The organism is Borrelia persica No12, from assembly GCF_000500045.1.
Taxonomy (GTDB): Bacteria; Spirochaetota; Spirochaetia; order Borreliales; family Borreliaceae; genus Borrelia; species Borrelia persica.
Genome location: NZ_AYOT01000130.1, coordinates 1 through 12,317, shown reverse-complemented (window position 1 = coordinate 12,317; position 12,317 = coordinate 1). Strand labels below are relative to the sequence as shown.

Sequence of the window (12,317 nt, the reverse complement as noted above, 5' to 3'; positions counted from 1 at the left end):
TCTTATAATATAAAGCATATTTTTATTATATGCATTGCACGGTCTTTGGCACTAATTTAATCATTACTAATTCCTAAAATTTAAAAAAATATAGATTAATATCAATTAGTATAATTCATTTTATACTCTAGAATTAATATTTATTTATTTATTGAATATTTTTTATGGTATATAATCTTAATAGATATGCTGTTTAACATGGATTTCAGTTTCTTGACTGTCTTTATTAATTCGTAAAATTGATTGATAATCAAAATGTCAAGCACGCATAAAACCTCTAAAAATATCTATAATTACTGTTAAATTAAAACTTAAATAAAAGTAAGCCTAAATTCTTTTTTTTATATAAATTAATAACTCACATAAACATATACTAATAGATAGTATTAGTAATACTACAATCTATAGTACATAACATATAATAAATAAATGAAATGGTCTTGAATTAACACAAGATATAAATAAAATATATCAATATCTAACTAAATTTAAAAAGAAAACATCTCTTCTATTTTCATAACACAAAACAAAAGAAATGTTTCACTTAAATAACCCTTTCTTTAATATTCTTATTTCTTATCTTTTTTAAAGAGTCTCTATTTCTCTTTGTATCAACTTTACTCCAAAAGAAAAATGATCTTCACACATGATAAATGAATGCTTAATAAAAAAAATATAAAAGAAATATATGAAATCAATGAAATCTAAAAAGAAAACATCTCCCTGTATGTCTCACAAAGACAAAGAGAAATGTTTCCTTGAAATGACTTTTTTTACCTTACTGATTTTTATTGACAATTATTTATTTGTTGTCCACTAGCTAAACTCTCTGCTTCCTTATCTTCTTGCTTAATTGTAGCCAATACTTCATTTATCTTTTTAAAACCACTATCAACTGTGTCTCTTATTCCTATAATTAGAGTGCTGAGTATCTTGTTTACTGCACTTGATGCTACACCTTTAGCTGCAACAGCTTCAGTCTTCTTATCAGCAGTGTCCTTTACAACAAATTTACCATCTTTTGCCATTGCTCTTAAGGCTATTCCTGCTGCAATAATTGCATCTTTCCTTGCTGAATCTTTAATTTGATCCTCATTATCAGTATTAGTCCCCTTAGCTAAAGCCAAAGCAGCCGCATCCTCAGCCTCATTAACCTTACCATCTCTCTTAGCATCTGCATTAGCTAATGCTATTGCTTTTAATATGTCAGCTCCACTTACTGCTCCTATGGATGCACTTGCTGCTGCTACATGTTTATCTTCAGCACCCTGATTATCAGCACTTTTAGCCCCAAAATGAGCAGAATGATGATAATAAATATAAAGTACATCATCACTACTATCAGTATATCACACTCTTTTTTATAATATTCCCTAATAAAATAATTGGAATAAAAGATATTCTTATTCTTCCATCATTCATAATATAATTAAAATCTAATAATATTTATATTTTATTCAATATATGAATAATAACATTATTTGCTTTCCTTGCTTCATCTACTACATTATCCAATATTATTCTGTAATTACGATTTGGATCCATTAATAGTTAAACAATGCTCTTGACGTACCAGGATTAGAAGAAGCAGCTTTAATGCCACCTACATCAGCATCATAATCTCTTCTTATTTGCTCTTTCATTTTAACTAACTTTTGCTTTTCTTCACCAAGTAAAGCAAATTGTTGTTTTAATATCTTTAAATCGTCAAGAACCAAATTAGAAAGAGTAACCGCTTTGTCTCGTAGGTTCCTCAACGAGGTTAAGTAATATAATTCAGAAAATTTTTCTAACTTAGAGTAATAATACTTCTTAAACCATTAACAGCAATCACATTAAACTCCCTACTCACAGGCATAGTATCATTCCCTAAATCATACTTACGCAAAAAGTACTTCAAGAAATATAGATTCAAATCAAAAATTAGGGTATGAAAGAGCTTGAAAAAAAGATCAGCAAAGCAATCTCTTGAAATCAAAAAATAATAATTAAAAATTATATATTGATTTATTAAAATTAGTAATTATGAAAGTTATTTTTTATATTTTTGAAATATGTTGTCATAACTTATTTTAATAAGATTTTTAATTTCTTGAATTTTAGAATCTAATGTGCAAAAAATCTGAATACTTCCATTACCATGATTACCAATATTACTGATATCTCTAGTAAAACCTTCTTTTAAAGTTATTTGATTTAAAAAAACAGTAACAGTAATGTGTATTTTATTTTCTTTAGGCTTGAAACTAAAATCTACAAAACATCTGCTATATACTTTAAATCCTGTATACCATTTCGCTTCAACTTTCTCAACTTCATTAGGGTTTAAAGTAAAAATAAAACTTTCTAAGTTTTGATATATTGTTTTCATACCAAGACTTAGTTTTGCAAACTTTTTTAAATTTTTAGTTTTATTACTATCTTTTATAGTAAGTTCTTTATTATCTTCTTTATTGATAATTCACTATCTATAGTACATAACCTAATTCAACAAGAAAACATCTTCTCTATTTCCTCTTAAGAACAAGAAAAGTGTTTCCTTAAAATTACTCTTTAAAATTACTCTTTATTTATCTTTTTTTTCTTATTAATAACTCTAATAATTAGTTATTAGTCTCCTATACCTTCCTATCAGAAGTTATAGGAGTATCATTAGCATTTATTTTCATTGCTTCTTTCACTTTTTCAAGTCCCAAATCGATTGTCTTTCTTATCGCTATAGTTAATGTATCTAATGCCTTAGTTACTGCACTTGTCGCTATTCCTTTAATTGTGGTAGCAATAATTCCTTGAGCATCAGCCTCACTAGAATTAGCAAATTTGCCATCCTGCCCCATTGCCCTCAACGCTATACCTCCTGCTATTACTGCATCCATAGGAGTAGCAGCATTACCAGTTGTTTCTTTAGCTAATTTAGCTGATTCTCCCTCATTACCCTTAGAAATAGCTTGCAAGATGTCAGCACCAAAGTTACGGCTTCCAACTGCTTTTGCTGCATCTCTTGCTGCCTTCTTAGCATTATCAGCAGTACCAGCATTAGCAGCTGCAAATAATTTACCCGCTTCACCATCACCAACATTGTTTGCAGTTCTTGCATTACCATCTTCAGCTTTTTTATTATCCCCAGCATCATGTTTACCTTCTTTAAGCACCACATTTACAATTTTTTTAATTCCCCCTCACTAAGAAATTTAATTGCACCAGAACCAGCAGCAGCACCAGCACCACCACCAGGTGCAGCAACATTAGCTATTGAGATATCCCCAACAGCACCCTTGAAAGCCTCACTTGCACCTTCAATTATCTTACTAAGTATATTATCAATGAATGTTTTCACTGCACTCTCTACTCCCGCTGCATTAGGATTACCCTCACTCTTCATATCAGCAACAATTTTCTCAAGCTTATCCTTTGTCCCTTGAACTGTATCCTGCACTGTTTTAAAATATCTCCCCACATCTGACTTCTTACTCTCAACAGTCAATCTCAATACACTACCTACCATATCTCCAAAAGACGTGAATACGCTGATAAATTCATTCCCCCAAACTAACTAAAGACTTTAAAAATCTACTCTCTCCACTCTTTATCCCTAGTTATACCCACTTTAACAGTAAATCCCAAAACATCGTCAACTAACTAAGGAATGCATAAAATGCATTTCGGCACTCTTTCCTAATTCCATTATTGCTCCACTACTTAACCCACTTCCCACTCTTCCTTTATCTCCTGCTACCTTTCCCTATAACCCCCTCTTCCTTTTAAGATCTTTCATCTAATAATGAATGAAAATTAATGATATATAAATGCATAAAGAATTAAAAAAGTACACTATCAACAATGTGTTTTCTATTTTTCTAATAGAAATAATTATATGTTGATGGTGATGTGAATAATAAGGAGAAGTGGTAGAGAGAGGAGAGAGTAGATTTTTAAAGTCTTTAGTTAGTTTGGGGAATGAATTTATCAGTGTATTCACGTCTTTTGGGGATATGGTAGGTAGTGTATTGAGATTGACTGTTGAGAGTAAGAAGTCAGATGTGGGGAAATATTTTAAGACAGTGCAGGATACAGTTTAGGGGATAAAAGATAAGCTTGAAAAAATTGTTGCTGATATGAAGGCAGCAGGGAATCCAAATGCTGTGGAAGTAGAGAGAGCAGTAAAGAAATTAGTAAGTGAGACGCTTGATAAGATAATAGAGGGGGCAAAGACTGCAAGTGAGGCAATTGGTGTTGAAGGTAACGAGTTAATTGGAAATGTTGCTGCTAATGATGCTGGTGGTGTTGCAGCTACTGAGGTTGATAAATTAATAAATGGAATTAAGTCAATTGTATATCAACACCAGTCATCGCTTCTATTGATTGCACTTGCGGCTGCTGTGCTTCTGCACCTGTGCCATTTTCTTTCTTTTCACACAACTCATCAATTGTCTTTTGTTTGATCATCTTTAGTCACAGCAGCAGTATCTCCTTTATCTTTTAAAACTACCTCAACCATTTATTTTACTCCTTTAACAAGTGTATTTGCACTTGCAGCATCTGCTAGTACAGCATCCTGACCATTGCACTTACTACTGCACCATTTACTGAATTAGTAGACTTTCCTTCATTTTGATTAGAAGCAAACTTACCATCCATCAGCACCAATTACTGATCCAATAGCTCCAGTCGGCTATGATTTTTTCACATTTTCAGCAACACATGCATCACTACCACAAAACAAATAAAGGCCATAACATAATTGCTCTAATATCAAAAGAGAGCTTATTTATTCGCTCTCCCAATTTTAGCTGATTATTTTTCATTAATTACTACTTACATTGTCAATTACCCTGAATAAGAGAACTATCTCCTTGTTCAATTCCTTTCAATACATTATTGATCTCTTTTAATCCAGAATCCACTGTATTCCTGATTGCTATTATTAGTGTACTCAATACTTTATTTACTGCACTTGACACTACTCCATTAACTGATTGTACTGATTTGTCCTCATTTTTAGCAGCAAACTTGCCTCCCTTTGCCATTGCTCTTAAGGCTATACCTGCTGCTATTACTGCATCTTTCTTTGCTGAACCTACTGTAATTTCTTTTTTAGCATTATCCTGTTTAGCAGCAGCAATTTCAGCAGCATTTTTTACTTGATCAATCTTAAGCTCAACATCAGTAACCTCCTCAGATTTAACAATAGCCTGAAGAATATCAACACCACTTACTGCTCCTATTGATGCACTTGCTGCTGCTGCTACAGCATCTGTCCCATCATCTTTGTTGCCACTAAATAATCCACCTATTGATTTTTGTTGTTCCCCATCAGTCTTTGTAGCAACAGCATCTCCTTCATCTGCTTTTAATACTACCCCAACAATTCCCTTTATCCCTTTTACAAGAACATTCACTACATCTTTGTCAGCAGCAACAGCAGCCCGGTCTTTAACAGCATTTCCTATCATAGTATCAGTTGTAGCACCTTTTGCTGCTTCTTTTGCTCCTTCTTCGATCTTACCTATCTTCCCAATAAATTCCTCTACCTTCTCTTTCACTTTCTCATAATTCCCATATTCTTCTAAAATCTTCCCTAACTTCAATTTTACTGTTTTCATAGTATTCTCAATCTTAGTAAAATATGCCCCAATCTCACTTTTCTTTGTTTCTGCCTTTATTCCTAATGTCCCATTTATCATATCACCAAAAACTACAAAAACGTCCAAAAATCCTTTCCCTAAATTCACCATAGAATTCAAAAACTCCTCTCTTGGACTTACTCCATTATTACATCCCATCATCACTACCATCATCACCACTATCATCACACTTCTCTTCTTTCCTCCCTTTCCTTTCTTATCTCTAGACTTCTTCTCTCTTCTTCTTCACTCTCTTATTTTCCTCCGCTTGAAAATAAGATCTAATTCTAAGACTTAGTACTACCCAAGCTTACTGCAACAGCAAAATCAAAATAAAAATGAATGAATGATATATAAATTGAAATTAACTTGTTAAATAAACAAATGAAAAACTAAAATTGTTCGACCCTGTAAGTTATTGTTACCCAACTTACCACAAGATATAAATAAAATAAAGTCATTACATAAAAATATTGTTATTACATGACTACTAAAAAAATAGAAGATAACCCAGAACCGTCTCCAAGCTTACCTTCTATTCTCATTGTTCAATAATCTAACTTCAATTAAAGATCTTATTTATTACACTACCGATTTTGGGTTTCTTGCCTCATCTATTTTTTCTTTTGCTTTCTCAAGAACATTCTTTACTGTTTTTTTTATTACATCCTCCACTGCTACCAACAATTTATTTACTGCACTTATTCCTGCTGACTGTACGGCTTTTTCACTGTTATCATTATGTGAAGCTAATTTACCTTCTTTAACTAACGAACGTAGGGCTATGCCTCCTGCTACTGCTGCTGCTTTAGCTGCTTCTTGTGCTAGATGACCTGCAGTCGCTCCTCCTTTTGCAAATTTTAATGCACTTGTTGACCCATCTACGTTAGCTCCTATTGTTCCAGTTGCATCTCCTTCTGTTGACTTAACTATTGATTCTAACATTTCCTTTCCACTCACCGCTGATACTATTAATGCAGCTTTATCTCCCACTGCTGCTCCTGCATTAGCACCTGATGCTAAAACCTTAGCTCCATCTTTAGCATCAACTCCTATTGATGCTTGAGCCAATGTCACACTACTTGCACTTGGTTCTTTAACCTGTTGTGTCCTCGCTATATCTACTATTCCTTTCAATGCATTATATGCCTTCTTTAATTCAGTTTCAGCTACCGATGCTCCATTCTGGTTGTTTGCTACCTCAACTACCCTGTTAGCATCACCTATATCCTTTAAAGAATCTAAATGTCCTTTTAATACACCTAAAACTTCCTTAGCCATATTAACAGCAATCCTAATTGGATTCTTTGCATTATCACCTTTATCAACACCAGATGTTGCTTTCTTTGCTACTTCTTCTAATTCGTCTGATGCATCTCCAAGCTTCTTCCCTAGACCACTAAAATATTCTCCTACTTTATTCCGAGTTGTTTCTTTAGTTACAGTAAATCCCAATACATCTGAAACTAACTCCAAAAAAGCATAAAAGGCATTCTCAGCACTCCTACCTAAGTCCATCATTGCCCCACTTATCCCACTCCCAGCGCCATTCTGTTTCCCTGGTGCCTGTTCTTGTTGTCCACATCCCATAATTCCAATAATCATAATAATGCTCAAACTTTTCTTGATAATCTTACTCATCTTCCCACTACCCCCTCTAATTTCTTCTTTATCTTTTATTTCTCTAATTCCTCTCATCATAATTTTCCCTCCTTAACAACTCTTTAATTCCCCCCAATCTTTAAATCCACAATTTAAAGCTCCCTTCTCTTCCTTATCTAAAATCTTCTCACTAAGCTCATCTTATCAAAAGATGTGTTTCCCTTAAATGATTTGATGAAATGCACACATAATAAATGAATGCTTAATAAAAAAACATCTCCCCTGTATGCCTCATAAAAAACAAGAGAAATGTTTCCTTTAAATAAATTTTTTCAGTATTGATTTTTATCGGTAATTATTTATTGTTGTCCATTAACTGCTGCTTCTACTGCCTTATCCTCTTGTTTAACTGTAGCTAATGCTGCATTTATCTCCTTTAAACCACTATCAATAGTATTTCTTATTCCTATTATTAGTGTACTTAGTGTCTTACTAACTGCACTTGCTGCTGCCCCATTAACTGCATTTGCATGCTTAACATCGCTATTAGCCGCAAATTTACCATCCTTCGCCATTGCCCGCAATGCTATTCCTGCTGCTATAACTGCATCTATCTGTGCCGCAGCAAGCTCTTTAGTATCTTCTTTCTTGGCAGCTGCAATCTCTGCTGCATTTCTTGCTCCTTCAATTGTAACCTCATTGTTAGCAACCTCTTCCGACTTAGCTATTGCTTGCAAGATATCAGCACCACTTACAACTCCTATTGATGCATTCGCCGCTGCTGCTACTGTTTCTGTTGCATTATCTTTCTTACCAAGCAACTTACCAACTGACTTTTTATCATCTCCAGTCTTTGTAGCAGTAGCATCTCCCTCATTCCCTTTTAACACTATAGCAACAATTACCTTTATTCCTTTAACTAAAGCATTAACACTATCGAATTTCGCCGAAACAGCAGCCTGATCTTTAACAGCACTTCCTATAACATCACCACCTGTAACCCCTTTTCTGCTTCCTTGGCTCCTTCTGCTATCTTATCCAATGTATCACTAATAAACTGCTCAACAACTGTTTCAACTTTCTCATAATTCCCATTCTTAGAAACTTCTACTTGCAATTTCTCCTTAACTAATTTCATAGTATCAGCAATATCACTAAAATACTTCCCTATTTCACTCTTCTTAGTATCTGCCTTTATCCCCCCAATGCCCCACTCACCATATCGCCAAAAGCAACAAAAATATCCAAAAATCCTTTACCTAAATTCGCAATAAAACTCAAAAACTCATTCTTCTTTTCTAGCTCCGCTACTCCATTATTACATCCCATAAGCAACATAACGTTAACTGAATTCCAATAATGCATCTAATGCCCTCTCATCTCCTCAACACCCCCTCCTATCTTAGCTTCTTTAGCTTTTGTTTCTTGCATTTTTTCTTGCCTCCTTATTCTTTCTCTTATTAACTCTAGGTCAAGAAAAAAATCAAAATAAACGAATGAAATGTACCTATCAAACACACACACAATAAATAAATAAAACTCAATTATCATAAAATATTCAAAATAACACACAAAAATAAAAAGTTCTTCTTATTAATTTCTTATTAATAAGAACACAACCCTTATCTCGATAACACACCTTAACTTAATGTTATAATAACTCTCGCCCTTAACTTATTAATATTATTAAAATACAAAAAGGAAAACATATCTTCTCAACAAAAAGAAAAGTGTTTCCCTTAAATGACTTTATTACTTAATTTTCTATTTATTTAGTAACAGAAGTTTAAATAGTACCAGCTACCGTAGCATTAGCTCCAGTAGTCTCAGAGTATTTTATTACATTAACAGCTTCTTTAATTTTATCAAGTTCAAAACTTACTACTTCCCTAAGTATTACATCCAATATTCCTAACACCTTATTTACTGCACTTGCGGCTGCTGCTTTAACTGCACCAGTTTCATTAGCAGCATTAGTAAATTTACCAGACTTAGTCATTGCCTTCAATGCAACCGCTTCTGCTAAGTCTGCATTACTTTTTGCCCCAACATTGGCAGCTCCAGTACCAGTAACTAATTCTCCTGCACCATACCACTAAGAGCACCATCTTTGGTTTTCGCATTTTTAATCTTATCTATCATTGCCCATGGGTCTGCTTTAACCACTTCAGCAACTAATTTAGGACCAGAATTAGCATCGGGTGCCGCAGCAGCGGCTTTACCAACAAGTGCAGCTGGTGCAGTAGCATCACCACCAACAACTTCAGTACCATCTTTTCCTTTTTCAATTTTTATGCCAGATTTTTCGGCAATCTCAATTATACTTTTAACTCCTTCAATAACAGCTTTAACGCTATCTTTATTAGCAGCAACAGCATTACCCCCAGCATTAGTACCAGCATCAGTACCTTCAGAAATACCGGTATTACCAACAGCCCCAGCAAGCTTAGTTACAGAATCAATTAACTTTGAAATCACTTCACTAGAACCTTGAATAACAGCTTCAACTCCTTTAGTATCCGCATTAGGAGCAGCAACTATTGCTTTCCCCAACTCAGTTAATTTATCCTTAGTATTCTTTCATCCATCTTCAATAGTCTTAAAATGTTCTCCCACCCTACTTCTATTATCTTCAGGTTTAACCACATTAAACCCTAATGCATTTCCAAAAACATTCCCAAAAACGCCAAAAATGTCCTGAAATCCTTGACAGATCTTAACCAAAGAATCTAAAAAACTATTCCTATTCTCTAATCCCTCTTTCTCCTCTATCAACCCACTATTACATCCCATAACTCCCAAAATCATAATAATAAGCAAACTTCTCTTGATAATCGTCTTCATCTTCCCATTACCCCCTCTAATTTCTTCTTTATCTTTTATTCCTCTAATTCCACTCATCATAATTTTCCCTCCTTAATCAACTCTTTATTCCCCCCAATCTTTAAATCCTCTTATTTAAAGCTCCCTTCTCTTCCCTTTCCTCTTCTAGCTCATCTAAATAAGCCCTTCTACATAAGCTCATCTAAATAAACTCTCCTCTCTAATCTCATCTTCCTTCTAAAAAAAGTTACTCAGAATACATACTTCCTTCTCTTCTTTTTAACTTCTCTTCTTTTTCTTCTCTTATCATTCCTTCCTTCTTTTATCATTCCTTTCTTCTCTTTTTATAAGTTCCCTTCTCTCATTTTATGAGTCTCTCTTTCTCTTTTTAACATTACTCCAACAGAAAAAACGAAAGAAAAATAAATAAATGATATTCACACATGATAAATTAATGCTCAATAAAAATATAAAAGAAATATATTAAATGGCTTAAATCAACAAGAAAACATCTTCCCTATCCTTCTTAACAACGAACAAGAGAAGTGTTTCCTTTAAATAATTTTTTTATCTTACTGACTATTATCTATAATTATTTATTGTTGTCCATTAGCTGCAACTTCTGCTGCCTTATCTTCTTGTTTAACTTTAGCTAGTACTTCATTTATCTCTTTTAAACCATTATCAACAGTATTTCTTATTGCTATTACTAGCGTACTGAGTGTCTTGTTTAATACACTTGCTGATAAACCATTGATTGCATTAGCATGTTTGTCGTCGCCACTCTTAGCCGCAAATTTACCATCCTTTGCCATTGCTCTCAATGCTATACCTCCTGCTATTACTGCATCTTTTTTTTCTGAGTCTTTAATTTCCTTCTTGTCATTAACAGCCGGAGCTACCGCAATTTCCCCTGCATCTTTTGCCTTTTCAATTCCATCAGCATTATTAACATCAGGACTTTCTTTAGATTTAGCTATAGCTTTTAATATATCAGCCCCACTTACTGCACCTACTGATGCATTTGCCTTAGCTGCCTCTGCCTCTTGAGCGCTATCATTATCTTGATTGCCAAACAATTTACCAATATCCTTTTTTTCATCCTGAATTTTTGTAGCATCTGCATTACCTTCACTTTCTTTTAACACTACCCCAACAATAAATTTAATCCCTTTAACCAAAGAAATAACTGAAGGTTTATCAGCAGCAACCGCAAATTGGTTTTTAACAGCATTTCCTATAGCATTACTACCACTAGCACCAACAGCAGCAGTTTCCGCTCCTTCTGCTATTTTATCGATAGTCGCAATAAAAGCAACAACCTTTTCTTTTACCTTTTCATAACGCCCATTCTTCTCCAAAATTTCATTTAATTTTGCTTTTGTTAATTTCATTGTCTCAGCAATTTTAGTAAAATAAACGCCAATATCCGATTTCTTAGTCTCTGCCTTTATTCCCAATGTCCCACTCACCATATCCCCAAATGTCACAAAAACATCCAAAAATCCTTGCCCCAAATTAGCTATTGAACTTAAAAACTCATTCTCCTTTTCTAGCTCCGCTATTCCATTATTACATACATCCCATAACCACCATCATCACCACAATACTTCTCTTCATCATCACACCCATCCTTCTTACTTCTCTCTTTTTTCTATCTCTTTTATTTCTTTCATTTTTTTACCCCCTTATTTCTCTTATAAAAGCTTAGAACAAAACAAAACACAAATTAATAAAAAAAATGCATGAAATGCACAAATGATAAATGAATGTCAAATAAAAAATACAAAAGAAATACAGTGAAATCAATTAATTAAACAAGAAAACATCTTTCCTGTTTGCCTAACACAGAAAAAAAGAAGTGTTTCCTTTAAATAACCTTTTTGCAATAATTAATTTCACTATACTGAATTGACTCTTAAACTGCTGGTTTTAGAGCCCTTGCTTTATCTACTTCTTGCTTTACTTTCTCAAGAACATTCCTTACTATCTTCTTAACTATATCTTCCAATGACACTAACAATTTATTTACTGCAGTTCTTCCTGATGATTGCACTGCTTTGTCATCGTCATAACTATGTACAGCTAATTTACCATCTTTAACTAATGAACGTAAGGCTATTCCTCCTGCTACTGCTGCTGCTTTTGCTACCCCCTGTACTAAATGACCAGTATTATCTGTTCCTTTTGCAAATTCAAATGGAGTTGTATTTACTTCTGCATCTCCCCCTAGTGATTTAACATCAGTGTCTTTTTATTTCACTATTG

General features: G+C 33.6%; 6 protein-coding genes and 7 pseudogenes. 1 reads left to right on the top strand and 12 read right to left on the bottom strand.

Annotated features, from left to right (window positions below; all coding sequences use genetic code 11):
- Positions 1-788 precede the first annotated feature (788 nt).
- The 4 genes and pseudogenes from U881_RS10650 to U881_RS10645 form a co-directional block, all read right to left on the bottom strand.
- Positions 789-1,295: pseudogene (locus tag U881_RS10650) on the bottom strand (variable large family protein); the annotation flags it as partial.
- A gap of 249 nt (positions 1,296-1,544) precedes the next feature.
- Positions 1,545-1,757, bottom strand: a complete 213-nt coding sequence (locus tag U881_RS12230) for a CRASP family complement regulator-acquiring lipoprotein (RefSeq protein WP_152520661.1) — start codon at positions 1,755-1,757, stop codon at positions 1,545-1,547.
- Between the two features lie 275 nt (positions 1,758-2,032).
- On the bottom strand, positions 2,033-2,428 hold the full coding sequence (locus tag U881_RS13045) for a DUF5655 domain-containing protein (RefSeq protein ID WP_268744149.1): 396 nt from the start codon (positions 2,426-2,428) through the stop codon (positions 2,033-2,035).
- 190 nt (positions 2,429-2,618) lie between these two features.
- Positions 2,619-3,587: pseudogene (locus tag U881_RS10645) on the bottom strand (variable large family protein); the annotation flags it as partial.
- A gap of 324 nt (positions 3,588-3,911) precedes the next feature.
- On the opposite strand from U881_RS10645, the pseudogene U881_RS11840 reads away from it, so the two are divergent.
- Positions 3,912-4,334 (top strand): annotated as a pseudogene (locus U881_RS11840) (variable large family protein); the annotation flags it as partial.
- Positions 4,335-4,542: 208 nt separating this feature from the next.
- Here the strand turns inward: U881_RS11840 and U881_RS13220 are convergent.
- The 8 genes and pseudogenes from U881_RS13220 to U881_RS12220 all read right to left on the bottom strand — a co-directional run.
- Positions 4,543-4,647, bottom strand: a complete 105-nt coding sequence (locus U881_RS13220; RefSeq protein ID WP_235048121.1) for a variable large family protein — start codon at positions 4,645-4,647, stop codon at positions 4,543-4,545.
- A 176-nt stretch (positions 4,648-4,823) separates the two neighbouring features.
- The gene (locus U881_RS0102640; RefSeq protein WP_024653141.1) at positions 4,824-5,810 is read right to left on the bottom strand and encodes a variable large family protein; all 987 of its coding nucleotides are present in this window, start codon (positions 5,808-5,810) and stop codon (positions 4,824-4,826) included.
- Between the two features lie 396 nt (positions 5,811-6,206).
- Positions 6,207-7,325 (bottom strand): variable large family protein, encoded by a 1,119-nt coding sequence (locus U881_RS0102635; RefSeq protein WP_024653140.1) that lies wholly within the window; start codon positions 7,323-7,325, stop codon positions 6,207-6,209.
- A 260-nt stretch (positions 7,326-7,585) separates the two neighbouring features.
- A pseudogene (locus U881_RS10635) lies at positions 7,586-8,591 on the bottom strand (variable large family protein).
- The gene (locus U881_RS0102625; RefSeq protein WP_152520660.1) at positions 8,592-8,777 is read right to left on the bottom strand and encodes a hypothetical protein; all 186 of its coding nucleotides are present in this window, start codon (positions 8,775-8,777) and stop codon (positions 8,592-8,594) included.
- A 235-nt stretch (positions 8,778-9,012) separates the two neighbouring features.
- Positions 9,013-10,070 (bottom strand): annotated as a pseudogene (locus tag U881_RS10630) (variable large family protein).
- 575 nt (positions 10,071-10,645) lie between these two features.
- Positions 10,646-11,681 (bottom strand): annotated as a pseudogene (locus tag U881_RS10625) (variable large family protein).
- A 286-nt stretch (positions 11,682-11,967) separates the two neighbouring features.
- A pseudogene (locus tag U881_RS12220) lies at positions 11,968-12,303 on the bottom strand (variable large family protein); the annotation flags it as partial.
- Between the last annotated feature and the right edge of the window lie 14 nt (positions 12,304-12,317).